This window comes from Microbacterium sp. 22215 (assembly GCF_052045655.1).
Classification (GTDB): Bacteria; Actinomycetota; Actinomycetes; order Actinomycetales; family Microbacteriaceae; genus Microbacterium; species Microbacterium phyllosphaerae.
The window spans coordinates 67,464-92,556 of record NZ_JBQEPC010000003.1 but is presented as its reverse complement, the minus strand read 5'-3'; the positions used below and the strand labels follow the sequence as shown (position 1 = coordinate 92,556).

The window sequence follows — 25,093 nt, the reverse complement described above, 5'->3', positions numbered from 1 at the left end:
ATCTCAGCGCAGGTCGTACACGCGCTTGTACTTGCCCTCGCTCCGAGGCAGGGTGCCGGGCTCCTCGACCTCGACGTCGACGCTCGTGCCGATGTGCATCTTGATGCGATGGTGGAGCACCGCGGCAGCGGCATCGCACTCCTCGGCGCTCAACGACGGGTGCCGCTCGATGCGCACGGTCATGGTGTCGAGCTGAGCGACGTGGTGCAGCTCGAGCACGAAGTGCGGCGTCAGCGTCTCGATGCCCATCACGAGCTCCTCGATCTGCGTGGGGAACAGGTTCACGCCGCGCAGGATGATCATGTCGTCGTTGCGCCCGGTGATCTTCTCGATGCGCCGCAGCGCGGGATACGTCGTTCCGGGCAGCAGACGGGTCAGGTCGCGCGTGCGATAGCGGATGACGGGGAACGCCTCCTTGGTGAGCGAGGTGAAGACCAGCTCGCCGAGCTCTCCGTCCTTCAGGCGCACGCCGGCGTCACCGTCGATGATCTCAGGCAGGAAGTGGTCCTCCCAGATGTGCGGGCCGTCCTTCGTGAGCACGCTCTCGCTCGCGACACCGGGTCCCATGACCTCGCTGAGCCCGTAGATGTCGACCGCGTCGATGTCCAGTCGTCGCTCGATCTCCCGCCGCATCTCGTTCGTCCACGGCTCGGCGCCGAGCACCGCCACTCGCAGCGACGTCGACCTCGGGTCGATCCCGGCCGCCTCCATCGCATCCGCGATCGTGAGCAGGTAGCTCGGCGTGCACAGGATGGCATCCGGCTCGAAGTCGGTGATCAGCTGCACCTGCCGGGCCGTCTGGCCGCCGGACACGGGGATCACCGTGGCGCCCAGACGCTCGATACCCGCGTGCGCGCCGAGTCCGCCCGTGAAGAGCCCGTAGCCGTATGCGTTGTGCACCTTCATCCCGGCGCGGATGCCCGCGGCATGCAGTGACCGGGCGATCAGGTCACTCCATCGGTCGAGGTCCCCCTCCGTGTACCCGACCACGGTCGGACGCCCCGTCGTACCGGACGACGCATGGACGCGGCGGACGTCGGCCATCGGCACCGCGAACATCCCGAACGGGTAGCTCTCACGCAGGTCTGCCTTGGTGGTGAACGGAAGCTTCTGCACATCGTCGAGCGCGCGGATGTCGTCGGGGTGAACGCCGTGTTCGTCGAACTTGCGGCGATAGGTCGGCACGTTCTCATAGGCGTGGTGCACCGTCCACTGCAGACGTTCCAGCTGCAGGCGGCCGAGCGCCTCGGGTGAGTGCAGTTCCGTCTCGGTCCCGATCTCTGTGCGTCCGTAGTCCATCGTCGACTCCTTCGTCGCGGTCATGAGCATGTGTCGGATCAGCCCGCCTGCGACCGGTTCGTCGTGAGCGAGCGGCCTCGGACCTCGGCGACGACGTCGCCGGATTCGTCGGTCACGGTCACGTCGTAGAGGCCGTTGCGCCCACTCACGACCCGACGCACGGCGCGTGCCGTCAGTCGCTGGCCCGCGGTCGTGGACTTGAGGAACGTGATGTCGGCACCACCGGCGACGGTGACGCGCTCGTCCTCATTGCAGGCGATCGCGAAAGCGGTGTCGGCGAGTGTGAAGACCAGCCCACCGTGCGTGATCGCGAAGCCGTTCAGCATGTCGTCTCGCACCGTCATCGAGACCACCGCCTCTCCCGGCTCATCGAGCTCGACAACCATGCCGAGCATCGCCGAGGCGGCATCGCGCTGCATCATCGGTCTCATGCGGCCACGCCCTCGGGCGTCTGCTGCTTGTTCACCAGCGTGAGCACGTCGTAGGTCGCCACGAGCTCGTCGCTCTGGTTGCGGATCACGGCATCCCAGCGCACCTCGCCGTACTCGTCGGTCTCCCGCGGGGTGATCTGCTTCGCCGTGAGCTCGACGCGGATCGTGTCGCCGGGGGAGACGGGGGTGATGAACCGCAGGTTCTCCAGGCCGTAGTTCGCGAGCACCGGCCCGGGCTCCGGGTCGACGAACAGACCGGCCGCCCAGGAGACGAGCAGGTACCCGTGCGCCACGCGTCCGGGGAAGAACGGGTTCGCGGCGGCGGCGGCCTCGTCCATGTGCGCATAGAACGTGTCACCCGTGAAGTGCGCGAACGTCTCGATGTCGGCCAGCGTCACCTCGCGCGACGCCGAGACGATCTGGTCGCCGATCCGCAGCTCCGCGAGCGACTTGCGGAAGGGATGCCGGCCGTCGCTGCGTGCCGCAGCACCCGCGTGCCACACGCCGGTCAGCGCGGTGAGCATCTCGGGCGACCCCTGCACCGCGGTGCGCTGCATGTGATGGAGCACGGCGCGGATGCCGCCGAGCTCCTCACCGCCGCCTGCCCGGCCGGGGCCGCCGTGCACGAGGTTGGGCAGCGGTGAGCCATGACCGGTCGACGATCGCGCGTCGTCGCGGTCGAGCAGCAGCATGCGGCCGTTGAAGGGCGCGATGCGTGTGGCCAGTTCCACTGCCTGCGCCGGGTCGTGCGTCGCGATGCTGGTGACGAGCGAGCCGCCGCCCCGAGCGACGAGCGCGGCGGCGTCGGCGGTGGTGTCGTACGTGAGAAGCGACGACACCGGACCGAAGGCCTCGATCGAATGCGCCGCCTCGGACTGCGCGTCGTCGAAGCGCAGCAGCAGAGGCGAGACGAACGCGCCGTCGGGGGCGAGGCCGGTGCTGCCGTCGGCGAGGCGCACCTCGGGAGCATCCGTCGTGCCGACGACGATCTGCGCCCCCGCCGTCTGCAGCCTGCCCACCTGGCGCAGCACCTCGTCGCGCTGCGCGATCGAGGCGAGAGGGCCCATGGTGACGCCCTCCGTGCGCGGGTCGCCCAGCACGGTCTTGTCGGCGATGCGTGCCTGCACCGCAGCGATCACGGCGTCCGCCGATCCGGTCGGCACGATCGCACGGCGGATGGCCGTGCACTTCTGCCCGGCTTTGGTCGTCATCTCGGTCACGAGCTGGCGCACGTACGCGTCGAACTCGGGCGTGCCCGCGGCGGCGTCCGTGCCGAGCACCGAGGCGTTGATCGAGTCGGTCTCGGCCGTGAAGCGCACCCCGCCGGTCTGCACCGCCGGGTGGGCCTTGAGGCTCTCCGCGGTCGACGCGCTGCCCGTGAAGCCGACGATGTCGCCGAGTCGCAGGTTCTCGAACAGGTCGGGCACACTACCGCTCACCAGCTGCAGAGATCCGTCCGGCAGCAACCCCGATTCGACGAGGATGCGCACCATGGCCTCGGCGAGATAGCCCGTGGGGGTCGCGGGCTTCACGAGGGTCGGCATGCCCGCGAGGAACGCCGGCGCGAACTTCTCGAGCGATCCCCACACCGGGAAGTTGAACGCGTTGATCTGCACGGCCACGCCGGGCAGCGTCGTGTAGACGTGGCGACCGAGGAACGAGCCGTCCTTCGAGAGCGGTTCGACCGGGCCGTCGACGTGCACGCGGCTGTTGGGAAGCTCGCGCCGCCCCTTGCCGGAGTAGGAGAACAGCACCCCGATCCCGCCGTCGATGTCGACCCACGAATCGTTCTTCGTCGCGCCGGTGCGGGCGGACAGCGCATACAGCTCGTCCTTGCGCTCGGTGAGGGCGAGAGCGAACTGCTTGAGCAGCACCGCTCGTTGGTGGAACGTCAGCGCGCCGAGGCTCCGCTGTCCGACCGTGCGCGCGTGCTCGAGGGCGCCCGCGAGATCGAGGCCCTCGGTCGAGACGCGTGCGACCACCTCGCCCGTGGACGCATCACGGACCTCGGTGGAGCGTTCGGGCGACGACGGCGTCCACCACTCGCCCTGGACATAGCTCGGCAGATACTCGGTCATCTCTCCTCGTTCCATGCGTAGAACCCTTCGCCGCTCTTGCGGCCGAGTCTTCCTTCGGCGACCATTCGTCGCAGCAGATCCGGTGGAGCGAACCGGGCGCCGAGCGCACGTTCCAGCTCCTCCGCGATGCCCAGGCGCACATCCAGCCCGACGATGTCGGTGGTGCGCAGCGGGCCCATCGGATGCCGATACCCGAGTGTCATCGCCGCATCGATGTCGGCGGCAGACGCGACGCCCTCCTCGAGCATCCGGATGGCCTCGAGGCCGAGCATCACACCCAGTCGCGAGGACGCGAAGCCGGGGGAGTCGCTGACCACGATCGGCGTCTTGCCGAGGGCCGTCACCCACAGGCCGGCGCGGTCGGTCACCGCGGCATCCGTCGCTGTTCCGTGCACGATCTCGACCAGCGCGGAGGCGGGAACCGGGTTGAAGAAGTGGAGGCCGAGGAAGAGCTCCGGGCGCACGCGGTTTGCGGCCAGGTCATCGATCGAGATCGACGACGTGTTGCTCGCCAGCGTCGCATGTGCGGGCATCGCCGCTTCGGCGCGGGCGAGGGCCTGCTCCTTGAGTTCGCGATCCTCGGGCACCGCCTCGATCACGAGATCGACGTCGGCGAACGCCGCGATGTCGCGTCCTGCGGTGAGACGCCCGATGATCTCTGTCTCCTGCAGCGAGAGGTCGCGTTCGACGGATCTGCGGATGCTGTCGCTGACGCGTGCCAGTGCCGCATCCGCGCTCGCCGCATCGCGCTCGACCACGCTCACGTGCGAACCGGCGAGCAGGAACGCATGGGCGATCCCGGCTCCCATGCGCCCCCCGCCGAGCACCCCGACCCCGCGCGGTGCCTTCGCTGTCTCGCTCATCGGTTCTTCCTCTCGAGGAATGCGGTCATCCGGCGGTGCTTCTCGGGCGACTCGAACAGCTCGGCCTGCAGCTCGAACTCGATCGCCGGATGCTGTGCTCGCGGCGCGCGCAGTGCGCGTTTCGTGTGCTGCGTCGCCAGTGGGTCGTTCGCCGTGATGCGGTCGGCGATCGCGTGCGCCGCCGGAAGCAGCTCGTCGGAGGGATGCAGCGACGAGACGAGCCCCCACCGCAGCGCCTCCTCGGCGTCGAGAGTGCGCCCGGTGAGAAGCAGTTCGCTCGCCCGTGCGTCGCCGACGATCTCGGGCAGGCGCCATGTCGCACCTGCTGCGGCGATGATCCCGAGTCCGGTCTCGGGGTTCCCGATGCGCGATGACGGCGTGGCGATGCGGATATCGGCCGCGTAGGCGAGTTCGGCGCCGCCTCCGAGTGCATAGCCGTCGATCGCCGCGATCACCGGCATCGGCAGTTCGCGGACGCGGATGAAGGCCATCGCGTTGATGCCGCGCCTGGCGTCGTCCGCAGTGCGGTCGCGCAGCTGGGCGATGTCGGCCCCCGCCGCGAAGACGCCGTCGGAGCCGGTGACGATGAGCGTCCGCGGCGATGCCTCGAGCGCGGCGCACAACTCGTGCAGGGCGTCGATGGTCTCCTGGTCGATCGCATTGCGCTTCTCGGGGCGGTCGAGCGTGGCGACGACCCTGTCGTCGCGCTCCTCGATGTGCAGGGTCACGGGAGACGCTCCACGATCATCGCCGTGCCCTGCCCGACGCCGACGCACATCGTGGCGAGTCCGTATCGAGCCCCTTCGCGTTCGAGTCGGCCCAGCAGGGTGACGATGAGCCGTGATCCGCTCGAGCCGAGCGGGTGGCCCAGCGCGATGGCTCCGCCGTCGGCGTTGACGATCGCGGGGTCCAGCCCCAGGCGGCGGATGCAGGCGAGAGACTGCGAGGCGAAGGCCTCGTTCAGCTCGACGGCTCCGAGGTCGCCGATCTGCAGGCCCGCCTTCGCGAGCGCCTTCTGCGTGGCCGGCACCGGGCCGAGGCCCATGATCTCGGGAGCCAGCGCGGCTGTCGCCGACGCGACGATCCGCGCGCGAGGCCGCAGTCCATGCCGCTCGACGGCCTCGGCGCTCGCCACGACGATCGCCGAGGAGCCGTCGTTCAGAGAACTCGAGTTGCCGGCTGTCACGACCTCGCCTCCCGCGACGACGGGGCGGAGCGCCGTGAGTGCATCGAGGGTGCTGCCGCGCCGGGGACCCTCGTCGGTGTCGACGATTCCGCGGCCCGTCTCCACTCCGACGATCTCGGGGGCGAAGCGCCCCGCATCGATCGCGGCGATGGCTCGCTGGTGGCTCAGAAGAGCGAACGCGTCGGCATCCCCACGGCTGATCCCGTCGACGCGGGCGACCTCCTCCGCCGTCTCGGGCATCGAGAAGGTGGCTTTGTCGCGGTCGCTCAGGCGTGGGTTCGTGAACCGCCAGCCGATCGACGTGTCGAAGGCGGCGCCGGGTTTCGCCCACGCGCGCTCCGGCTTCGCCTGCACCCAGGGTGCCCGGGTCATGGACTCGACGCCGCCGGCGACGATGAGATCGGCGTCTCCCGCGCGCACGGCGTTCGCGGCGAGTGCGATCGCCGACATCCCCGACGCGCAGAGGCGGTTGACGGTCAGACCGGGGATCGAATCGGGGAGACCCGCGAGCAGCACGGCCATGCGCGCCACGTTGCGGTTGTCTTCTCCTGCCTGGTTCGCGGCTCCGAGGATGACCTCGTCGATCGCCTCGGCGGGTACGCCCGCCCGACGGACGGTCTCACCCACCACGAGGGCTGCGAGGTCGTCGGGGCGGACGGACGCGAGTGCGCCTCCGTACCGGCCGACGGGGGTGCGGACGCCATCGACGAGATAGGCCTCGGACATCGTCATCCTCTCGATCACCAACGCTGGCGATAATTTCAGACCGATCGGTCAGGAATACGATCTCAGATCGCAGAGCGAATGGCAACTCACCGGGAATGACAGACTTGGCCCATGGTGCAGCCCCGATCCGACGTGCCGGCCCCCAAGCGAGGCCGGCCAGGTTATGACCGCGAGCAGGTGCTCGCGGTCGCCGTCAAGGTGTTCAACGAGCAGGGCTACGACGCGACCAGTGTCGCGGACCTCAGCGCGACGCTGGGGCTCACCAAGTCCGCGCTCTACCACCACTTCGAATCGAAGTCCGCGATCCTCGAACTCGCACTGAACGACGCCCTCGACGCGCTCGAGGCCGTCGTCGACGACGCGACAGCCCGGCATCCGCTCGCCTCCGACCGTCTGCGATCGATCATCCGCGGCGCGGTGCACGTGCTCACCGAGAAGCTCCCGTCTGTGACGCTGCTGCTGCGCGTCCGTGGCAACGGCGATGTCGAGACGTCCGCACTCGTCCGTCGCCGCGCTTTCGATCAGAGGGTCACCGCCATCGTCACCGAGGCTCAGGCCGAAGGACTGATCCGCGACGACGTGGATGCCGCAGTCGCCACCAGGCTGATCTTCGGCATGATCAACTCCGTGGTCGAGTGGTACCGCCCCGGTGGACCCGTCGACCCCGACGAGCTGGGCGAGGACATCCTCCGGGTGAGTCTGGACGGGCTGCAGTCGCGCTGAGCCCTGATCCGTGACCTCAGTCGTCCGCGGGCGCGACGCGCGGCGGCCATGACGTCGCGCCGAGCTCCCGTGAGATGTTTCGCGCGGTCTCGCGGAGCGCATTGAGCACGGCATCGGAGGCCGGTGCGTGCGAGGTCGGCATCACGACGGCGACCGCCGCGACGATGTCGTTCGACGCGTCGGCGACGGGGGCGGCGATCGAGGACTCGCCGAGCACCGCCTCATCGGTCTCCGAGGCGCTGCCGCGTTCGGCGATGGCGGGCAGCTCGAGGGTCAGCCGTGCGATGTCGGTGATCGTGTCGCCCGTGAGGCTGCGCAGCGGACGCTCGAAGACCGTGCGCTGGAAGCCGAGGTCGTGGGCGAGGAGCACCTTGCCCATCGCCGAGGCATGCGCGGGGATCGCGACGCCGGTCTCGAGCATCTGCTGGCTGTCGTCCGGGCGCAGGTCGTGGTGGATGACCAGCACCTCGTGGAAGTGCGGGGCCCCGAGGCGCACCGGCAGGTTCGTCCGGCGGGCGAGCTCCTGCGTCCACCGCATGGCGCGCGCCCTGACGTCCAAGGTGTCGAGGTACACGTTGCTGAGTCGCAGCAGCGTCGGCCCGAGCATGTAGCGCTGCCCGCCGCGCTCTTTCGCGACCAGTCCGTGCTCGCGCAGCGACTTGACGATCCCGTGCACGGTCGAGGGGGGAAGGCCCAGGGCGAGGGAGAGATCGGTGATGCCGAGGTGGCGCGCGCCCTGCAGCAGCTCGAGCACCTTGGCGGCGCGATCGATGGCCTGGATCACAGTGGCCTCCTCCTCCGGTTCGTCGTCGAGCCGGGCGGTCGCGTCGGTCGTCCGAGTGGACCTTGACAACTCGACTGCGCCCGAGCATATTCGACATTGACGAATAACTTTCCAATATTGCGAAAGATCGCCACCGCAGAGATCAAGGGAGATCGAACGATGAAGAAGCTCATCAACAACCCCGCCGATGTGCTGGCCGAATCGCTGCGGGGCGTCGCCCTCGCGCATCCGGAGCTGTCCGTCGATTTCGAGACCCAGGTGATCACCCGCGCGACGCCGAAGGACGCGGGCAAGGTCGCGGTGGTCTCGGGCGGTGGGTCCGGCCACGAGCCGCTGCACGGAGGGTATGTCGGAGTGGGGATGCTCGATGCCGCCGTCGCGGGCGAGGTCTTCACCTCGCCGACCCCCGACCGTGTGCAGGCCGCGACCAAGGCCGTCGACCGCGGCGCGGGGGTGCTGCACATCGTGAAGAACTACACGGGAGACGTGCTGAACTTCGAGATGGCCGCCGAGCTCGCCGAGATGGAGGGCATCGAGGTCGGCACCGTGATCGTCGACGACGATGTCGCCGTGCAGGACTCGCTGTACACGGCGGGGCGCCGCGGCGTCGGTCTGACCGTGCTTCTCGAGAAGCTCGTCGGCGCGGCCTCGGAGGAGGGGCAGGACCTCGCATCCGTCGTGGAGCTCGCGAAGCGGATCAACGGCCAGGGCCGCTCGATGGGCATGGCGCTCACGAGCTGCACCGTCCCCGCCGCCGGCAAGCCCACGTTCGATCTGCCGGAGGATCAGATGGAGATCGGCATCGGCATCCACGGCGAGCCTGGTCGTCACCGTGAACCTCTGGCACCCGCATCCGAGATCGCCCGCCAGCTCGTCGAACCGATCCTCGCCGACCTCGACGCGGCAGGACCCGCGATCGTGATGCTCAACGGCATGGGCGGTTCGCCCCTGATCGAGCTCTACCTGATGTACGGCGAGGTGGCGGCGCTGCTCGAGAAGGCCGGAGTGCAGATCGCCCGCAACCTGGTCGGCGACTACATCACCTCGCTCGACATGGCCGGCTGCTCGCTCACGGTGCTGAAGGCCGACGACGAGCTGCTGCGCCTGTGGGACGCTCCGGTGAACACTCCCGGCCTGCGGTGGGGAGCATGATGGCGAGCGTCGGCACCGCAGCACTGGTCGACTGGATCCACCGATTCCGCGACGCCGTCACCGCCAAGCGGGACTGGCTGACAGAGCTCGACTCGGCGATCGGTGACGCCGATCACGGGGCGAACATGGCTCGGGGGATGGATGCGGTCGTGGCGAAGCTCGAGGCGGGCGCGCCGGCCACCGTCGACGAACTGCTCAAGGGGGTCGGCATGACGCTCGTGAGCTCGGTCGGAGGCGCGAGCGGTCCGCTGTACGGCACGTTGTTCCTGCGCATGGGGATGGCCGCCGGGCCCGTGACCGAGCTCGACGCGACGGCGCTCGCAGCCTCGCTGCGGGCGGGGCTCGACGGCATCGTCGCTCGGGGCAAGGCCGAAGCGGGGGACAAGACCATGTTCGACGCGATGGCGCCGGCGGTCGATGCGCTCGACGCGGCCGTCGCCGGCGGAGCGGATCTCGCGGCGGCGACCGCGGCGGCCGCTCAGGCTGCGGCTGTCGGTCGCGACGCGACCCTGTCGCTCGTCGCCCGCAAGGGACGCGCGAGCTATCTGGGTGAGCGCAGCGCCGGTCATCTCGACCCCGGGTCGGCGTCCACGACCCTTCTCTTCGAGACCCTCGCGCAGGCGACGGCGGAATCGTCCTGATGATCGGCATCGTCGCCGTCTCCCACAGCGCACGGCTCGGGGAGGCGGCGCTGGAGCTTGCCCTGCAGATGGTGCAGGGCGACGGGATGCGCGTGCGTGTGGCCGCCGGCGCGGGCGTTGAGCCCGACGGCACACCGATCCTCGGGACCGATGCGGTCGCGGTCGCGGCCGCGATCGACGAACTCGCGGCGGAGTGCGACGGCGTGCTGGTGCTGATGGACCTGGGGTCGGCCGTGCTGAGTGCGGAGCTCGCTCTCGAGCTCCGCATGAGTGATGTGCCCGTGCGTCTGGCTCCGGCACCGTTCGTCGAAGGCCTGCTCGCGGCGGTCGTGTCGGCGGCGGCGGGCGGTTCGCTCGAGGTCGTCGCTCAGGAGGCGTCGGCCGCCCTCGGAGCGAAGACCGGGCAGCTTGCGGACGCGGACGAGGGCGGTGAGGCCGACAGCGGGCCGGTCGCCGATGCGAGGTTCCTCGACGAGGGCTCGTCTCTCCGGTCGGATGCCGTCGTACGCACGGTGACCGTGCGGAATCCGCTCGGCATCCACGCTCGTCCGGCCGCTCTCATCGCCGAGACCTCGGCGGGCGCCGATGTGCGACTCCGGAAGCTGCCGGACGGACCCGATGCCGCGGCCGCGAGCCTCTCCCGAATGCTGATCCTCGGCGCTCGCCAGGGCGACGAGATCGAGCTGTCCGCGACCGGGGCCGACGCGGAGAGCGTCGTCGCGCGCCTCGTCGCTCTCTTCGCCGACGGCTTCGGTGAGGGGACCGAGGCTCCGGACGCTCCCGTGGCAGCAGCGACGCGGTCCGTCGAGACCCGGACGCAGGCTTCCTCATCCGTGGCGGCGGGAACCGTGCTGCGCGGGCGGGGAGTGAGCGGGGGACGCATCGCCGCACCGGTCGTGCTTCTCGCCGCTCCACTCGAGGAGCCGGATGCGACCGCGGTCGTCGCTCCCGCTGATCGGGAGAGCGAGGTGTCCGCGATCGAGTGGGCCGCGGTGGCGGTCGCCGATCAGCTGCGTGCTCGCACCTCGTCGGCGACGGGGGAGGCGCGCGCGATCCTCGATGCCTCCCGTCTGCTCGCGTCCGACCCTGAGCTCGTCGCCGAGGCGTCCGCACTCGTGCGCAAGCGCGGACGCACGGCGGCCCGTGCGGTGTGGGAGACCGCGGTGACGCACGAGAAGGGACTGGCGGCGCTCGGGGGACGAGCCGCAGAGCGCGCCGCTGACATCCGCGACGTCCGCGATCGCATCATCGCGGAGATCCTCGAGGTCGACATGCCCGGGGTCCCCGAGCGCGATGAACCCTTCGTGCTCGTCGCTGCCGACCTCGCGCCGGCGGACACCGCTGCTCTCGACGGCGGCAACTGCGTCGGTCTCGTGACGGAGCAGGGCGGGCCCACGTCGCACACCGCGATCATCGCCCGATCTCTCGGCATCCCGGCGGTGGTCGGCCTCGCCGGTGCGACCGGGATCGCCGCCGGTGCGACCGTGCTGGTCGACGGCGACAGGGGAACGGTCGAGGTCGAGCCCGCCGCATCTCGGATCCAGGCGGCCGAAGCCGCGTCGGTGCTCGTGCCGTTCGACGGTGAGGGTGCTCTCTCCGACGGGCGGCGCATCCACCTGCTCGCCAACGTCGGGGGCGCTGCCGACGCAGCCACCGCTGCAGCCGCGAGCGCGGAGGGGGTGGGGCTCTTCCGCACCGAATTCTGCTTCCTCGATCGAGTCGACGCCCCATCGGTCGACGAGCAGGTCGAGGCGTATCGAGGCGTCCTCGCGGCGTTCCCGGGACGGAGGGTCGTCGTGCGCACGCTCGACGCGGGCAGCGACAAGCCCCTGCCGTTCGCGAACGCGGATCACGAGGACAATCCCGCTCTGGGGGTTCGCGGCCTGCGCATCGCACGACGGTCGCCCACGCTGCTCGACGATCAACTGCGCGCGCTCGCGCTGGCCGCCGACGCGGAGTCGGCGCTCGTCGAGGTCATGGCGCCGATGGTGGCCACGGTCGACGAGGCGAGGGACTTCACCGAAAGAGCCCGAGCGGCCGGCCTCCTGACGGTCGGCGTCATGATCGAGACGCCTTCGGCGGCGCTGCTGGCGTCCGAGATGCTGGAGGTCGTCGATTTCGTCAGCATCGGCACCAACGATCTCGCTCAATACACGCTCGCGGCGGATCGACTGCTCGGAGAGCTCGGCGATCTGAATGATCCGTGGCAGCCCGCGGTTCTGCGCCTGATCGGCGCCGCGGGGGCCGCCGGGCGCAGGTGGGAGCTCCCGGTCGGAGTGTGCGGCGAGGCCGCCGCCGATCCGACCCTCGCCCCCGTGCTCGTCGGACTAGGGGTCACCTCGCTGTCGATGACGCCGCGTGCGCTGGGTCGGGTGGCGGCGGCGCTCGGAGCGGTCACGGAGGCCCAGTGTCTTTCGGCGGCGGAGGCCGTGCTGACGTCGGCGACCGCGGCGGATGCTCGGGCGGCCGCCGCCGCAGTGCTCGGCTTCTGACAGATGAGCGGGCCGGTCGCCTGAACGACCGGCCCGCTCATCTGCCGTCGCCCCGCGCTCAGGCGTGCAGGTCGACGCCCTTCGTCTCCCTGACCATCGACACTCCGATGAGCGAGATGACCGCAGCGATGGCGATGTAGACGCCGATGGTCCAGGCCGCTTGGAACTGATTCATCAGCGATTCGGCGATCATCGTTGCGAACGCCCCGCCGAGGATGGCACCGAGTGCATACCCGATCGAGACGCCCGAGTAGCGGACGTTGGCCGGGAACATCTCGGCGTAGAGGGCCGCCTGCGGCCCGTAGGAGAGACCGAGCGCGAACGTCATCACGAACAGGGCGACGAAGTACCAGAGGATGTTCGCGGTGTCGATCAGGAACCACATCGGCACCGCCCAGAGGGCGAGCGCGATGTACCCGATCTGGAACGTGCGGACGCGCCCGAGTCGATCGGACAGGTGACCGCCCCAGAGCGTGAAGATGAGCCACCCGAAGGATGCGAGCGTCGTCGCCAGGAGCACGGGCGGACGTTCCATGCCGAGGGTGGTGACCGCATACGTCGCGAAGAACGCGATGAGCAGGTAACCCGCGGCGTTGTTGCCGATGAAGATGAGCGCGGTGAGCACGACCTGCTTGGTGTTCTTGCGGAACAGGCGGCCCAGCGGCGCCGAGGCCTCCTGACGGCGACGTCGGAGATCCTCGAAGACCGGGCTTTCATCGACCGCACGCCTGATCACGTAGCCGACGGCGATCAGCACGATCGACAGCAGGAACGGGATACGCCATCCCCAGGCCAGGAACGCCTCGGGGGACATCGAGCTCGTCAGGATCCAGAGCGTGGCGGTGGCGAGGATCATGCCGATCGGAACGCCGATCTGCGGGAAGGCGCCGAAGAGCCCGCGTCGGTTCTTCGGCGCGTGCTCGACGGCCATCAGCGCCGCCCCACCCCACTCGCCGCCGGCCGAGAATCCCTGCAGGATGCGGAGCACGATGAGCAGGATCGGTGCGGCGACCCCGATCGCCGCGTACGTCGGAAGCACGCCGATCAGGGAGGTGGAGAGACCCATCATCACGAGAGTGAACACCAGCATCTTCTTGCGGCCCAGTTTGTCGCCGAGGTGTCCGGCGACGATGGCTCCGAGGGGACGGAAGAGGAAGGAGATTCCGATGGTCGCGAAGGACAGCACCTGCGCGAACCCCTTGTTCTCCTCGGCGATCGGCGCGAGGAACAGTGGGGCGAGAACGAGGCCGGCGGCCTGCGCGTAGATGAAGAAGTCGTACCACTCGATCGACGTGCCGACGAGGGTGCTGGCGAGGACCCGCCGCTCTTCGGCGGGCATGCGCCCTGTCGAGCTGCGTGCGGAGACTGCTGACGTCATGCGAACTCCATTGTTCTGCGGTGGGGAAGAGCGACAGTGAGTCGCCGGTCACTTACCGAATGATCGGTCAGTAAAGTGCGAGCGTAGCGCACATGGAGGCCCAGCCCAAGGGCGGACCTCGTCACATGCCCCTGATGGCATGTGATTCTTCACATTCTGATACCGACATGAAGTCATCTCTGGGTCGGGGCGAGCACCGCACCATATGCTCGCCGCAGGGGCATCGGATCTCGATGTGAAAGCGAAATCGGAGGGTGTGTCATGCGTGTTCTGGAAAAGCGTCGCCGGCTGGTCGGTCTCGGGGCTCTCGGAGTCGTCGCGGTCGTCGTATTGACCGCGTGCACACCCGCGCCGGAGCCCTCGACGTCGCCGTCTCCGACCCCCGAGGCGTCCACGCCCGAGCCGTACGCAGGGCCGGCGGTGTTCGTCGGCGACGAACTCGAGTCCTTCCTGCTCACGCCCGAGGAGATCATCGGACTCGTCCCCGAGGCAACCGAGGTCGGTGATGCGTCGGCCGTTCTCGAGCAGGTGTCCGACGGTGGTGGGGCGTCCGCGAGTCCTGCGATCTGCGAAGCGTTCTATGCGGAGCAGTCGCTCGGCTCGGCAGGAGCGCGAGTGATCGACTGGAAGGTGCCGACGGATCCCGAGTACGGCTTCGGGCGCCTGCTCGTCCTGCAGTTCGCCGACGAGACGCTGGCGCAGGCGCGCATGGATCAGCTCATGCGGGCGGCCGAGCAGTGCGCGGAATTCTCCAAAGAAGGCACTGTGACCTTCGATGCGGTCATCCCCGAGGATGCGGAGAACACGCGGGCTTTCGCAGGGACGCTGCGGGACGCCGCCCTCGGATGGCATTCCTTCGATGCGTTCGCCTCGACCGGCAATGTCATCGTGCAGCTGTGGCAGCCGTTCTCCGGAGATCGGACCTTCGACGCGGAGTCGGCAGCGGTGCTTCTGCAGAGTCGCGCCGAAGAGGCGCGGGCAGCGCTGATCGACGAACTCACGGAGAACCCTCCCGTCCAGGAGGAGGATCCCGCAGCCGACCCTGCGGCGCCGTGGGCCGACTGGCAGATCGGAGTCGGCGGTGTCGGCCCGCTGTCCCTCGGCAGTGAGATCGACGATGTCATCGCCGCCGCCGAGGGGGCGCAGGTGATCGGACCCGAGTACGAAGGCGGACCGACGAAGCTGGTCAACGGCGAGGGAACCGGATCGATGCTCGTGCAGCCGGTCGAGGGCGGCACGACGGTCTGGAAGATCACGGTGGGCGACGAGCGCATCTTCGATGAGGGGGAGCAGGACGGAGAGGTGCTTCCTGCTCGCACCGGTGTGCGGGTGGGGGCCCTGATCTCTGAGGCGATGGCGGCGTTCCCCGAGGGGACGATCGTCGATGTCGCGTCGTCGGGCGACGACTTCTACGCCGTGTCGACCCGTGAGGGCCAGGTGTTCCGGTTCCATTCGGATCGGGACGCCGTCGATGGCGCAGCGACGATCATCGGCATCACGGTGGAGGACGGGACGGCCGCCAAGTCCGCTGTCTTCGGATGACGCGTGGGGTCGTGCCGGCCGGGCTCGCCCTCACACCCTCCCGAACGCGCGCAGCGGATGCTCGATGAGCTCCGTCACTCGGCGGAGGAAGCTCGCCGCGTAGCCGCCGTCGCAGACTCGGTGGTCGAACACGAGTGACAGCTGCACGATGCGCCGAGCCACGATCTGTCCGTCGACCACCCAGGGGCGTTCGATGATGCGTCCGATCCCGAGGATCGCGACGTCCGGATGATTGATGATGGCGGCGGAGCCGTCGACGCCGAGTCCGCCGTAGTTGTTCAGCGTGAAGGTCGATCCGCGCAGGCGTTCGGGTGGCATGGACCCCGCGCGGGCGGTCGCACTCAGTTCGCGCAGCGCCGTGTCGAGCTGGTCGACGCTGAGTTCGTGCGCGCGGGGGATGACCGGCACCATCAGCCCGCGGTCCGTGTCAGCGGCCACCCCGAGGTTCACTCCGTCGAACGAGATGAGCTCCGAGGCATCTTCGCTCAGACGAGATGCGAGCACGGGGTGGTCTTCGAGTGCGAGCAGCACGAAGCGCGCGAGGAGAGCGGTGACGGACGGTGCCTTGCCGCCGTCGGGCACCATCTGCGAGCGCAGGTTCCACAGTTCGGTCGCATCGACATCGACCCAGACGGTCGCCTCGGGGATCTCGGAGCGGCTGCGAGCGAGTTTCGCGCTGACAGCCCTGCGCAGCGGAGACATACGCTCGCGCGACGCGACGGAGAGACCGTCGAGGACGTCTCCGTCGGCGCTCGCGTCTGGGCCTGTGCTCGCGCTCATGCCGTGATGCTGGGCGGCGACACCGTCGACGGCGACATCGACCGCTGCGGCGAGGACGTCGGCGCGGGTGACCGCACCGTCGTGCCCCGTCGGAGAGATCGAGTGCACATCGAGTCCGAGGTCGCGTGCGAGGCGTCGGACGAGGGGGGAGCGGACGGCCACGGGGCGTCGTACCGGAGCATCCGATTCGGGTGCGATCTGCGCCTCCGGTTTCGCCGCCGCGGCGGAATCCGCCGAGGGGTGGGACGGTCGGCTCGGCGCGGTGGTCGCCCGCGCGCGGGGTCGACGCCGGCCGGACGCGACCCGCTCGGACGTGCCGTAGCCGATCAGCACACTGCCGGAACCCGCGCGCTCCTCCTCGCGATACGTCTCCTTCTCGGCATCCGCGGGACGCCCCTCGCTTTCGGAGGCACCGGGATCGCTCACCTCCAGCACAGGGGCGCCGACGTCGATGGTCTCTCCCGGCTCTCCGTGCAGCGCCGTCACGACACCGGCGAACGGCGACGGCAGCTCCACGACGCTCTTGGCCGTCTCGACCTCGGCGATCGCCTGATCCGTGACGATGGTGTCGCCGACCGCGACGAGCCACTGCACGAGGCCCGCCTCGGTCAGACCCTCGCCGAGGTCCGGCAGACGGAAGACCCGGGTGGTCAGAGCGGTCATGACTGGTCCTCTCTGCACTCGTCTTCCCAGTGCAGGGAGTCGATCGCGTCGAGCACACGGTCGACATCCGGCAGATACCAGTGCTCGAGCTTGGGCGGAGCGAACGGGGTGTCGAATCCGGTGACGCGGCGCACGGGAGCCTCGAGGAACTCGAAGCAGCGTTCGAAGACCCTGGCTTGGATCTCCGACGCCACACTGACGTATCCGGGCGCCTCGGCGATCACGACGGCGCGACCCGTCGCCCGCACCGCGGCGGTCACGGTGGCGTCATCGAAGGGCGAGAGCGAGCGGATGTCGACGACCTGCACGCTGCGACCCTCGGATGCCGCCACTTCGGCCGCCTGCAGGGCGAGCGGCACGGAGGCGCCGTAGGCGAGGAGAGTGACGTCGGTGCCGTCTCGGGCGATGCGCGCGGTGCCGATCTCAGCGATGACCGACGTGTCGACCTCGCCCTTGGTCCAGTAGAGCTTCTTCGGCTCGAGGAAGACCACCGGGTCGGGCGAGGCGATGGCCGCGCGGAGCATCGAGTACGCGTCCTGCGGGGTCGACGGGCTGACGACGGTGAGTCCGGGCGTATGGGCGTAGTAGGCCTCGGACGAGTCGCAGTGATGCTCGACCCCGCCGATCCCGCCGCCGAAGGGGATGCGGATCACGAGTGGCATCCGGACGGCGCCGCGTGTGCGATTGCCGAGCTTCGCCACGTGACTGACGATCTGCTCGAAGGCCGGCAGGGCGAACGCGTCGAACTGCAGCTCGACCACCGGTCGCATGCCGTTCATGGCCATGCCGACCGCGGTTCCCACGATGCCGGACTCGGCGAGCGGGGTGTCGAAGCAGCGGTCCTCGCCGAAGCGTGCGGTGAGACCGTCGGTGATCCGGAAGACGCCGCCGAGAGCGCCGACGTCCTCACCGAAGACCACGACCTCGGGGTCGGCCTGGATGGCGTCTGCGAGGGCGAGATTCAACGCGGCGGCCATGCTCATGGTCGACACGCTCGTCGAGCGCTCGTCGACGCGGATGTCGTCGTGTGCGATGGTCATCGGGCACCTCCTGCGGTGGCGTCTGCGGTGCGCTCGATCTCTCCTCGAAGCAGCTGCCACTGCTCCTCGAGCTGCGGAGATCGTGTCTCGGTCACGAAGCGGAAGAGGTCTTCGGGATCGATGTCGGTGTCGGAGTTGAGTGCGTCTCGCATCGCTGCCGCGATGCGCTCTGCCCCCTCGGCATACTCGGCCTCGAGCTCGGTGGTGAGTGCGCCGGTCTCGGTGAGGTGCATCCGCAGACGAGTCAGGGGGTCTCGCGCGACCCACGCCTGCACCTCGGCGCGTTCGCGGTAGCGGGTGTCGTCATCGGCGTTCGTGTGCGCCTGCATCCGATAGGTGTGGGCTTCGACGAGGGTCGGGCCTCCGCCTGATCGTGCGCGATCGACGGCCTCGCCGAGCACGGCCAGCACCGCGGCGACGTCGTTGCCGTCGACGCGCTGCCCCGGCATCCCGTAGCCGATCGCCTTGTGCGCGAGCGAGGGCGCCGCGGTCTGACGGCTGAGGGGAACCGAGATCGCGAACTCGTTGTTCTGCACGAAGAAGACGACAGGGACGTGGAACACCGCCGCGAAGTTCATGGCCTCGTGGAAGTCGCCCTCGCTGGTGGCGCCGTCTCCGCACAGGGCGATGACGACCGTGTCGTCTCCCCTCCGCTTCGCGGCGTAGGCGAAGCCGACCGCGTGCAGCAGCTGTGTCGCCAGGGGAGTGGCCTGTGGGGCCACATGGTGAGCGCGGACGTCGTAGCCGGAGTGCCAGTCGCCCTTCAGCAGCACCATCGCCTCAGCGGGTGCCACGCCCCGCGCGATCACCGCGACCGAATCCCGGTAGGTCGGGAAGAGCCAGTCGTCGGAGGCGATGGCGAGTGCGGCACCGATCTGACAGGCCTCCTGGCCGTGCGACGACGGGTAGACCGCGAGGCGTCCCTGACGCACGAGGGCGCTGGCCTGCTCGTTGATGCGGCGACCTTCGACGAGCCCCCGGTACGCCGACAGCAGTGTGTCGGTGCCGGGCAGTGCGTAGTCCTCGTCGGAGACGATCGCGCCATCGGCGTCGATCAGCTGCACCGCTGCGTCGCGCGGAAGCAGATCTGCATGTTCCATCCGTTCGCCCTCCTTGCCGAACCTGATGAGGCCAGCATGCCTCGCATGCGACAGTCGTCCAAGAGCGTCGGCCCGATCGTGGACGAATGCATCGTGCTTGCCACCACTCGTGCCAAAATGTCAGAATTCCGTGACAGGACGAAGGGGTTCCATGATCACGTTGGACGAGACGGACCACGCGATTCTCGAGCAGTTGCGGCTCGACGCCCGCGCCTCGATGACGGCCATCGCCGAGGTGGTGCACATCTCTCGAGCCGGCGCGCACGCGCGCATCAAGCGCCTCACCGATGCCGGGATCATCACCGGATACACGGTGCGCACCGACCCGGTGCTGCTCGGTCATCACGCGAGCGCGTATGTCACGCTCGCCATCGAGCAGGCCACCTGGCAGGAGGTCAGTGCCAGGCTCCGGATGATCCCCGAGATCGAGCACATGGCGCTGGTCGGCGGCGACTTCGACGTGATCCTGCTCGTGCGCGCGAGCGATGCGCGCGACCTCCGCCGCATCGTGCTCGAGGACATCCAGGCGATCCCGTCGATCCGCTCGACGAGGACGACGCTCATCTTCGAGGACTTCACCCTGATCTGAGCGGCGTCACGGCGCATCCTTCGCGCCAGGACATCTGCGGCGCGCTCCTCGACAAGTGCGCCGCCGCGAGCCATTCGACAATGAGACGAGCGTGCCGGCTCCTCGGCGCGCGACCCGCTCGAAGGAGAGTCCCGATGTCCGAATCCGCCGCATCCGCAGCCGCCGCGCTGCTCGACCGCATCCAGGCTCCGGAGGGCGGTGGGCGGGAGATCCCGGATGCCGCGACGCGTGACGTCATCGGTCGCGCGCCGGTGCACTCGGTGAGCGATCTCGACGCCGCGATCGCTCGGGCGAAGGCCGCCCAGCCCTCTTGGGAGGCGCTCCGTCACGAGAAGCGCAGCGCACTGCTCGTCGCCGCGGCAGACGCGATCGACGCGCACGCAGAGGCCCTCGCGTACCTGCTCTCCCGCGAGCAGGGCAAGCCGCTGAACGGGCCGAACGCGCGCTTCGAGCTGGGTGCGTGCTCGGCGTGGCTGCGCACGAACGCGGCGACCGTGCTCGACCCGCAGGTGCTGGTCGACGACGAGACCCTCCACGCCGAACTCGTGTACAAGGCGGCGGGCGTCGTCGGGGCCATCGGCCCGTGGAACTGGCCGCTGATGATCACGATCTGGCAGATCGGTCCGTCACTGCGCATGGGCAACACCGTGGTCGCGAAGCCGAGCGAGTACACGCCGCTCAGCGTGCTCGCGCTGCTCGCCGTGATGAACGACGTGCTCCCCGCGGACGTGCTGATCGGCGTCTCGGGCGACCGCGAGGTCGGAGCCCGCCTGGCGTCTCACCCCGACATCGCGAAGGTGATGTTCACCGGATCCACCGCCACCGGTCGCCGGATCATCGAGAGCTCGGCGGGGAACCTCGCCCGCCTGACCCTCGAACTCGGGGGCAACGACGCGGGCATCGTGCTCCCCGGCACCGATGTCGCGGCGATCGCGGAAGACCTCTTCTGGGGCGCCTTCATCAACACCGGTCAGACGTGTGCGGCGCTGAAGCGCCTCTACGTGCACGACTCGGTCTACGACGAGGTCGTGGACGCGCTCGCCGGGATCGCGGCATCCGTGCCGATCGGCAACGGGCTCGACGAGAACAACGTGCTCGGACCGCTGCAGAACCGGGCGCAGTTCGACATCGTCTCCCGCCTCGTCGAAGAGGCGAAGAGCCGCGGTGCGCGCGTCGTGACCGGCGGCGAAGCGGCTCCTGAACTCGGCGAGCTGTTCTATCGCCCGACGATCATCGCCGACATCGACAACGACGCCGCGCTCGTGCAGGAGGAGCAGTTCGGCCCGGCACTGCCGGTGATCCGCTACAGCGACGTCGACGAGGCTTTCGAGCTCGCCAACGCGGTCGAGGTCGGTCTCGGCGCCTCGGTGTGGTCGAGCGATCCGGATGCCGCGCGCGAGGCGGCGACCCGCATGGAGTCGGGGACCGTGTGGATCAACTCCCACGGCGGCCTGCATCCGATGGTGCCCTTCGGCGGGGTGAAGAGCTCGGGCTACGGCCTGGAGTTCGGTGTCGAGGGACTCAAGTCCGTCGCCGTGTCGCAGGTCGTGTCGGGCCCCGGACGGAAGGCTCAGGCATGAGGACCGCGATCGTCGTTGGAGCAGGGACATCGGGTGCGATCGTCGCGCGACGACTCGCCGATGCCGGCGTCGAGGTGACGCTGATCGAGGCCGGTGGTTACGACTCGAACCCCGCCATCCACGATCCGTCGAGGGCGGGGGAGCTGTGGCACTCCGCCGACGACTGGGACTTCTACACCGTCCCCCAGGAGCACGCGGCCGGACGACGACTGCATCTGCCTCGCGGCAAGGTCACCGGCGGATCGCATGCGCTGAACGCGATGATCTGGGTGCGGGGAGCCGCATCCGACTACGACGCCTGGGAGCGCAACGGCGCGACGGGATGGGGGTGGGATGCCGTCGAGCCCGTCTACGACGCGATCGAGAACGACCTGCTGCCGGTGACCGACGACTACGCACTGTCGCCGATCCAGGCGTCGATCATCGACGCCGCGGTCGAAGAGGGGCTGCCGCACAACCCGGACTACAACGGGGCACGCTCGACGGCGTCTCGCAGCAGCAGGTGACGATCCGGGACGGGAGGCGCGTGAACACGTGGATGACGTATGCGCAGCCGATCGCCGACCGGCTCACCATCGTCACCGGTCGCGAGGTGCACTCGGTGATCGTCGAAAGCGGTCGCGCAGTCGGGGTGCGTCTCGGAGAGGGGGTGGATGCCGAGGAGCTGCGGGCCGACGAGGTCATCCTCTCCGCCGGTGCGATCGGTTCGCCCGTGATCCTGCTGCGATCCGGCATCGGCCCGGCCGACGAGCTCTCGGCGCTCGGCATCCCGGTCGTCGTCGATTCGCCCTCGGTGGGCAAGAACCTGCACGACCACCTGCTCTCGCCGGTGATCTTCACGACCGAACGTCCGGTGGGTCCGCCGCAGACCGGTGTCTCGGTGACGCAGTCGCATCTGTTCTGGCGCAGCCGTGACGGGCTCGCGGAGCCCGATACGCAGCCCATCCACTTCTCGGTGCCGATGTGGGGCGACCTCGAGCCGCGAGGCGATGACGGGTTCACGCTCATGGCCGGACTCGTCACCCCGCACAGCCGTGGTGCGCTGACCCTCTCCGGACCCGATCTCGCAGACCCGCCCCTGATCGACCTCGCCGCCCTCGAGGACGACCGGGACGTGGCGGCGCTCGCGGCATCCGTGCGGCAGTGCCGCAGGATCGGCGCGCAGCCCGCGCTCGCGGAGCAGTGGGGCGCGATGGAGGTGTATCCCGGGCCCGAGGTGTCGGATGCCGACGTCGAGGACTGGGTGCGCCGCACCGCCATCACCTATCACCACCAGGTCGGCACCTGCCGGATGGGGGCGGATGCCGAGGCAGTGGTCGATCCGACGCTGCGGGTGCGAGGCGTCGAGGGACTGAGCGTGATCGACGCTTCGGTGATCCCGACCGTCCCGACCGGCAACACGAATGCGCCGGCCGCGATGATCGGCGAGCGCGGCGCGAGCTTCCTGCTGGGGCGGTGACATCGGGCCGACTCGCCTCGATCGCTGAAGCCCCCTCCCGCAGACGTTCGCAGGAGGGGGCTTCGGCATCCGTCGGCTGTCAGCTCGCCGTGTACACCTCTCGTCCTTCGAACCAGGTCGAGAGCACGGGCGTGTGCACGATCTCGTCGGCAGGGCCGGCGATCGCATCCCGGGCGAGCACGACGAAGTCCGCGGACTTGCCGGGCGTGAGAGAACCGGTCTCGGTGCCGAGGCCCATGGCCGTCGCTGCATTGATGGTGAAGACCTCCAACGCCTCCTCCGCCGTGATGGCCTGCTCCGGCCACAGCACTCCCGGAGCGCGACCCAGCGGGTCGGCACGGGTCACGAGTCCCTGCAGACCCTCGAGCGTGTTCGGCGACTCGCTGACCGGCCAGTCCGATCCGCCGGCGACGAGCGCGCCGGCGTCGAGCAGGGCACGGTTGGGCTGAGAGTGCTCGGCCCGGTCGCCGAGCACTTCGGCCAGCGCCTGCGGGATGACCCCGGGGAACCAGATGAACGGTGAGATGTCGGCCGACACATCCAGCGCACGCAGACGAGGGATGTCGTCGTCGGCGAGGAACTGGCCGTGCGCGATCTGGATCGGCGTCGTGAAGCCGTCGGCTCGGATGCCCTCGGCGACGTCGAGCACGAGCCGAGCCGAGCCGTCGCCGGTGCAGTGCACCTTGGCCCCGAGTCCCCGCTCGGCCACCGAACGCAGCCAGGCGAAGAGCTCTTCGGCGGTCATCGTCGTCTCGCCATGGAAGTGCGCGCCGTGCACGGCATCGGCCACGTAGGGCTCGAGGAACGAGGCGGTGCGCGCGGGAGGCACCCCGTCGAGGAAGATCTTCACGAAGTCGGGCCGGTGATGGGGCGTGCGGAACTCCTCGCCGCGTGCGATGAGCGGCTCTCCGATCGGATCGAATCCGAAGATCTCGTCGTTGATCAGGAGCGACGAGACGACCCAGGCGTTCAGCTCCTGCGCGCGGTCGAGCGTGGCCAGAGCGTCGAGGATGTCGGTCGACACCCCGGCATCCTGGAACGTCGTGATGCCGAACGAGTTCAGGATCTCGACCCCGCGGCGGGAGGCGGCGACGTGCTGCTCGCTCGTCAGCCCACCGCTGCGGTCGTACGCCTCCTGCACCGGGATGCCGGCCGCTTCCAGCAGCACTCCGGTCGGCGTCCCGTCGTGGGGGTCGAGCACCGTGACCCCAGCGGACGGGATGCTGTCGGCGGTGATCCCCGCGAGCTCGAGCGCACGCGTGTTCGCCCAGCGGTTGTGGCGCGAGTCCTCGACGATGACGACAGGGCGTCCGCCCGCCGCCTCGTCGAGTCGCCGTCTGCTCGTCGTGTTCGCCAGAGCGGGAAGCAGCGTGGTCGACACCGAGCCGCCGACGATCCATGCGTCGGGCGGCAGGGTCGAAGCCCTGTCCCGCACGAGGTCGAGGATGCGGTCGAGGGAGAGTGACGGAGGCAGCGAGAGTTCGAAGAGCTCGGTGCGACCGGCCATCGCGTGGTGGTTGTGCACGTCGACGAAGCCGGGATAGACCGCGGCGGCCCCGACGTCCAGCACTCGCGTGCGCGGCCCGCGATGAGCATCCACCTCCTCCCTGGTGCCGACGGCGAGGATCCGGCCGGCGCGCACCGCGAACGACTCCACGACCGGATGCCGACGATCCGCCGTACGGATCACCGACCCCGTGACGATCAGATCGGCCTCGGCCGCCACCATGTCAGAGCGCTCCGAACAGCGCGGGCTCGAGTCCCGCCGCGTGGTGGGTGGTGGAGAGCAGGCGGCCGTGAGCGCCGAAGGTGAAGTGCGTCGGAACCTCTCCCGACTCGTCGAGGCCGAACAGCACCCCGTGCGAGCGGATCGCGTTCACGTCACGGTGATCGGCGATCGTCACGGACGCGCACGGGATGACCTTCTCGCGCCACGCGAAGATGTAGATGCCGGGGCGCACCTCCCACACGCTGTTCTCGTCGGTGTCTGCGAGCCCTCGTTCGGGGCCGGCGAGGCACTGCCACGAGTACCAGCGCTCCGAGAGATAGACATGCTCGTATGCGTGCTCCTCGCTGTACACCCACTCGACCCGGCGACCGATGAGGGTCGTGGTGGGTGCCGGCTCGGCTCCTGTCACCGCAGCGCCCTCGATCACCGACGGGGCGAAGACGTGCTGCACGCGGGTGCGGCCCTGCTCGGGGGCAGGCAGGATCACCGAGATGACCGCGAGCGCCCGACCGTGACGCAGATCGACGACCAGCGACACGGCCTCGTTCGGCAGATAGTCGTGATGGAACTGCACGAAGTAGAGGTCGTCGTCGACTTCGAAAGCCTCGTAGTCGTCGGTGTCGGAGGCGGCTTCCGTGGCGTCCTCCGCGCCCGGGTGGTAGTCCCAGGTCACCGTGGTGTCGGCGAACCGATGCGAGATGCGGGTTCCTCGTGCGTCGACGACGGTGATCGTCTGACCGCTGAGGGCCGTGGAGTGCGGTGCCTTGTTCGCGTCGAAACCGGGCGCGAGACCTTCGAGGGGCAGCCAGGTGGAGGTGTCTGCGGGGTTCAGAGTCGTCATGTCTCTCCTTGATGGTG

20 protein-coding genes and 1 pseudogene are annotated in these 25,093 nt (G+C 69.4%); 8 read left to right on the top strand and 13 right to left on the bottom strand.

Going from position 1 to position 25,093, the window contains the following annotated elements:
* Positions 1–3: 3 nt before the first annotated feature.
* Genes paaK through ACTJKH_RS06405 form a run of 6 tightly spaced genes read right to left on the bottom strand, consistent with a single transcriptional unit; the run spans position 4 to position 6,583 of the window.
* Complete coding sequence (gene paaK, locus ACTJKH_RS06430; protein WP_440736225.1) at positions 4–1,323, bottom strand: phenylacetate--CoA ligase PaaK; 1,320 nt, start codon at positions 1,321–1,323, stop codon at positions 4–6.
* 14 nt (positions 1,324–1,337) lie between these two features.
* The gene (paaI, locus tag ACTJKH_RS06425; protein WP_440736224.1) at positions 1,338–1,730 is read right to left on the bottom strand and encodes a hydroxyphenylacetyl-CoA thioesterase PaaI; all 393 of its coding nucleotides are present in this window, start codon (positions 1,728–1,730) and stop codon (positions 1,338–1,340) included.
* Positions 1,727–3,808, bottom strand: coding sequence for a phenylacetic acid degradation bifunctional protein PaaZ (gene paaZ, locus ACTJKH_RS06420; RefSeq protein WP_440736223.1), 2,082 nt, complete (start codon positions 3,806–3,808; stop codon positions 1,727–1,729). The genes paaI and paaZ overlap by 4 nt, the downstream gene beginning before the upstream one ends.
* Positions 3,805–4,671, bottom strand: coding sequence for a 3-hydroxyacyl-CoA dehydrogenase family protein (locus ACTJKH_RS06415; RefSeq protein WP_440736222.1), 867 nt, complete (start codon positions 4,669–4,671; stop codon positions 3,805–3,807). The genes paaZ and ACTJKH_RS06415 overlap by 4 nt, the downstream gene beginning before the upstream one ends.
* The gene (locus tag ACTJKH_RS06410) at positions 4,668–5,399 is read right to left on the bottom strand and encodes an enoyl-CoA hydratase/isomerase family protein (RefSeq protein ID WP_440736221.1); all 732 of its coding nucleotides are present in this window, start codon (positions 5,397–5,399) and stop codon (positions 4,668–4,670) included. The genes ACTJKH_RS06415 and ACTJKH_RS06410 overlap by 4 nt, the downstream gene beginning before the upstream one ends.
* Positions 5,396–6,583, bottom strand: coding sequence for a thiolase family protein (locus tag ACTJKH_RS06405; protein ID WP_440736220.1), 1,188 nt, complete (start codon positions 6,581–6,583; stop codon positions 5,396–5,398). The genes ACTJKH_RS06410 and ACTJKH_RS06405 overlap by 4 nt, the downstream gene beginning before the upstream one ends.
* 111 nt (positions 6,584–6,694) lie before the next feature.
* On the opposite strand from ACTJKH_RS06405, the gene ACTJKH_RS06400 reads away from it, so the two are divergent.
* Positions 6,695–7,306 (top strand): TetR/AcrR family transcriptional regulator, encoded by a 612-nt coding sequence (locus ACTJKH_RS06400; protein WP_440736219.1) that lies wholly within the window; start codon positions 6,695–6,697, stop codon positions 7,304–7,306.
* Between the two features lie 16 nt (positions 7,307–7,322).
* On the opposite strand, the gene ACTJKH_RS06395 is transcribed toward ACTJKH_RS06400, so the two are convergent.
* On the bottom strand, positions 7,323–8,159 hold the full coding sequence (locus tag ACTJKH_RS06395; RefSeq protein ID WP_440736218.1) for an IclR family transcriptional regulator: 837 nt from the start codon (positions 8,157–8,159) through the stop codon (positions 7,323–7,325).
* 90 nt (positions 8,160–8,249) lie between these two features.
* On the opposite strand from ACTJKH_RS06395, the gene dhaK reads away from it, so the two are divergent.
* Genes dhaK through ptsP form a run of 3 tightly spaced genes read left to right on the top strand, consistent with a single transcriptional unit; the run spans position 8,250 to position 12,375 of the window.
* Complete coding sequence (gene dhaK / locus ACTJKH_RS06390; RefSeq protein ID WP_440736217.1) at positions 8,250–9,242, top strand: dihydroxyacetone kinase subunit DhaK; 993 nt, start codon at positions 8,250–8,252, stop codon at positions 9,240–9,242.
* Positions 9,242–9,883 (top strand): dihydroxyacetone kinase subunit DhaL, encoded by a 642-nt coding sequence (dhaL, locus tag ACTJKH_RS06385; protein WP_440736435.1) that lies wholly within the window; start codon positions 9,242–9,244, stop codon positions 9,881–9,883. The genes dhaK and dhaL overlap by 1 nt, the downstream gene beginning before the upstream one ends.
* Positions 9,883–12,375, top strand: coding sequence for a phosphoenolpyruvate--protein phosphotransferase (gene ptsP / locus ACTJKH_RS06380; RefSeq protein WP_440736216.1), 2,493 nt, complete (start codon positions 9,883–9,885; stop codon positions 12,373–12,375). Before dhaL ends, ptsP begins: the two co-directional genes overlap by 1 nt.
* 58 nt (positions 12,376–12,433) lie before the next feature.
* Here the strand turns inward: ptsP and ACTJKH_RS06375 are convergent, their stop codons facing one another.
* Positions 12,434–13,753 carry an MFS transporter gene (locus ACTJKH_RS06375; RefSeq protein ID WP_440736215.1) on the bottom strand — a complete coding sequence of 440 codons (1,320 nt, stop codon included), beginning with the start codon at positions 13,751–13,753 and terminating at the stop codon, positions 12,434–12,436.
* A 261-nt stretch (positions 13,754–14,014) separates the two neighbouring features.
* Here ACTJKH_RS06375 and ACTJKH_RS06370 point away from each other — a divergent pair, with 261 nt between their 5' ends.
* Positions 14,015–15,295 carry a hypothetical protein gene (locus ACTJKH_RS06370; RefSeq protein ID WP_440736214.1) on the top strand — a complete coding sequence of 427 codons (1,281 nt, stop codon included), beginning with the start codon at positions 14,015–14,017 and terminating at the stop codon, positions 15,293–15,295.
* A gap of 30 nt (positions 15,296–15,325) precedes the next feature.
* Here ACTJKH_RS06370 and ACTJKH_RS06365 read toward each other — a convergent pair whose 3' ends face one another.
* Genes ACTJKH_RS06365 through pdhA form a run of 3 tightly spaced genes read right to left on the bottom strand, consistent with a single transcriptional unit; the run spans position 15,326 to position 18,878 of the window.
* Positions 15,326–16,738, bottom strand: coding sequence for a dihydrolipoamide acetyltransferase family protein (locus tag ACTJKH_RS06365; protein WP_440736213.1), 1,413 nt, complete (start codon positions 16,736–16,738; stop codon positions 15,326–15,328).
* Positions 16,735–17,778: an alpha-ketoacid dehydrogenase subunit beta gene (locus ACTJKH_RS06360; protein WP_440736212.1), complete on the bottom strand. Its 1,044-nt coding sequence runs from the start codon at positions 17,776–17,778 to the stop codon at positions 16,735–16,737. The genes ACTJKH_RS06365 and ACTJKH_RS06360 overlap by 4 nt, the downstream gene beginning before the upstream one ends.
* Complete coding sequence (gene pdhA / locus ACTJKH_RS06355) at positions 17,775–18,878, bottom strand: pyruvate dehydrogenase (acetyl-transferring) E1 component subunit alpha (protein ID WP_440736211.1); 1,104 nt, start codon at positions 18,876–18,878, stop codon at positions 17,775–17,777. The genes ACTJKH_RS06360 and pdhA overlap by 4 nt, the downstream gene beginning before the upstream one ends.
* Positions 18,879–19,029: 151 nt before the next feature.
* On the opposite strand from pdhA, the gene ACTJKH_RS06350 reads away from it, so the two are divergent.
* The 3 genes and pseudogenes from ACTJKH_RS06350 (at position 19,030) to ACTJKH_RS06340 (ending at position 22,506) form a co-directional block, all read left to right on the top strand.
* Positions 19,030–19,467 carry an Lrp/AsnC family transcriptional regulator gene (locus tag ACTJKH_RS06350; RefSeq protein ID WP_440736210.1) on the top strand — a complete coding sequence of 146 codons (438 nt, stop codon included), beginning with the start codon at positions 19,030–19,032 and terminating at the stop codon, positions 19,465–19,467.
* A gap of 134 nt (positions 19,468–19,601) precedes the next feature.
* Positions 19,602–21,047, top strand: a complete 1,446-nt coding sequence (locus ACTJKH_RS06345) for an aldehyde dehydrogenase family protein (protein ID WP_440736209.1) — start codon at positions 19,602–19,604, stop codon at positions 21,045–21,047.
* Positions 21,044–22,506: pseudogene (locus ACTJKH_RS06340) on the top strand (GMC family oxidoreductase). Before ACTJKH_RS06345 ends, ACTJKH_RS06340 begins: the two are co-directional and overlap by 4 nt.
* 79 nt (positions 22,507–22,585) lie before the next feature.
* Here the strand turns inward: ACTJKH_RS06340 and ACTJKH_RS06335 are convergent.
* Entirely contained in the window at positions 22,586–24,235 is a 1,650-nt protein-coding gene (locus ACTJKH_RS06335; protein WP_440736208.1) for an amidohydrolase, read from the bottom strand.
* A gap of 1 nt (position 24,236) precedes the next feature.
* Positions 24,237–25,076, bottom strand: coding sequence for a molybdenum cofactor biosynthesis F family protein (locus ACTJKH_RS06330; protein WP_440736207.1), 840 nt, complete (start codon positions 25,074–25,076; stop codon positions 24,237–24,239).
* Between the last annotated feature and the right edge of the window lie 17 nt (positions 25,077–25,093).

Bases quoted from the DNA above. Each gene is read 5' to 3' on its own strand.
- paaK (WP_440736225.1), bottom strand. From the start codon at position 1,323: ATGACCGCGACGAAGGAGTCGACGATGGACTACGGACGCACAGAGATC.
- paaI (WP_440736224.1), bottom strand. From the start codon at position 1,730: ATGAGACCGATGATGCAGCGCGATGCCGCCTCGGCGATGCTCGGCATG.
- paaZ (WP_440736223.1), bottom strand. From the start codon at position 3,808: ATGACCGAGTATCTGCCGAGCTATGTCCAGGGCGAGTGGTGGACGCCG.
- ACTJKH_RS06415 (WP_440736222.1), bottom strand. From the start codon at position 4,671: ATGAGCGAGACAGCGAAGGCACCGCGCGGGGTCGGGGTGCTCGGCGGG.
- ACTJKH_RS06405 (WP_440736220.1), bottom strand. From the start codon at position 6,583: ATGTCCGAGGCCTATCTCGTCGATGGCGTCCGCACCCCCGTCGGCCGG.
- ACTJKH_RS06400 (WP_440736219.1), top strand. From the start codon at position 6,695: ATGGTGCAGCCCCGATCCGACGTGCCGGCCCCCAAGCGAGGCCGGCCA.
- dhaK (WP_440736217.1), top strand. From the start codon at position 8,250: ATGAAGAAGCTCATCAACAACCCCGCCGATGTGCTGGCCGAATCGCTG.
- dhaL (WP_440736435.1), top strand. From the start codon at position 9,242: ATGGCGAGCGTCGGCACCGCAGCACTGGTCGACTGGATCCACCGATTC.
- ptsP (WP_440736216.1), top strand. From the start codon at position 9,883: ATGATCGGCATCGTCGCCGTCTCCCACAGCGCACGGCTCGGGGAGGCG.
- ACTJKH_RS06375 (WP_440736215.1), bottom strand. From the start codon at position 13,753: ATGACGTCAGCAGTCTCCGCACGCAGCTCGACAGGGCGCATGCCCGCC.
- ACTJKH_RS06370 (WP_440736214.1), top strand. From the start codon at position 14,015: ATGCGTGTTCTGGAAAAGCGTCGCCGGCTGGTCGGTCTCGGGGCTCTC.
- ACTJKH_RS06365 (WP_440736213.1), bottom strand. From the start codon at position 16,738: ATGACCGCTCTGACCACCCGGGTCTTCCGTCTGCCGGACCTCGGCGAG.
- ACTJKH_RS06360 (WP_440736212.1), bottom strand. From the start codon at position 17,778: ATGACCATCGCACACGACGACATCCGCGTCGACGAGCGCTCGACGAGC.
- pdhA (WP_440736211.1), bottom strand. From the start codon at position 18,878: ATGGAACATGCAGATCTGCTTCCGCGCGACGCAGCGGTGCAGCTGATC.
- ACTJKH_RS06350 (WP_440736210.1), top strand. From the start codon at position 19,030: ATGATCACGTTGGACGAGACGGACCACGCGATTCTCGAGCAGTTGCGG.
- ACTJKH_RS06345 (WP_440736209.1), top strand. From the start codon at position 19,602: ATGTCCGAATCCGCCGCATCCGCAGCCGCCGCGCTGCTCGACCGCATC.
- ACTJKH_RS06335 (WP_440736208.1), bottom strand. From the start codon at position 24,235: ATGGTGGCGGCCGAGGCCGATCTGATCGTCACGGGGTCGGTGATCCGT.
- ACTJKH_RS06330 (WP_440736207.1), bottom strand. From the start codon at position 25,076: ATGACGACTCTGAACCCCGCAGACACCTCCACCTGGCTGCCCCTCGAA.